We start from the raw sequence: 271 nt of genomic DNA, 5'->3' as shown, positions 1-271 counted from the left end.
TTTGATTCCATTTCTGCAGAGGTAACCGTTAAAATCAACGGCTCAATGGAATACCGACATTTCAGGACCTACCCAGATGCCAGATAAAAACATGCGCTTCCTTGTTGTGGACGACTTCTCGACCATGAGACGCATCGTGCGCAACTTGTTGAAAGAGCTGGGCTTTACCAATGTGGACGAGGCCGAAGACGGCCAGGTCGCCTTGCACAAGCTGAAAACGCAACATTTCGACTTTATAGTTTCCGACTGGAACATGCCCAATATGACGGGT

1 protein-coding gene is annotated in these 271 nt (G+C 48.3%); it reads left to right on the top strand.

The window, feature by feature from the left end; genetic code table 11:
• Nucleotides 1–76: 76 nt before the first annotated feature.
• A partial coding sequence (locus HWX34_RS12410) for a response regulator (protein WP_178972538.1) occupies nucleotides 77–271 on the top strand: 195 nt, incomplete at its 3' end.

Source organism: Aquitalea sp. LB_tupeE (assembly GCF_013391415.1).
GTDB lineage: Bacteria > Pseudomonadota > Gammaproteobacteria > Burkholderiales > Chromobacteriaceae > Aquitalea.
Note: the sequence above shows the minus strand (reverse complement) of the source record. Positions and strands in the feature narration are given on the sequence as shown.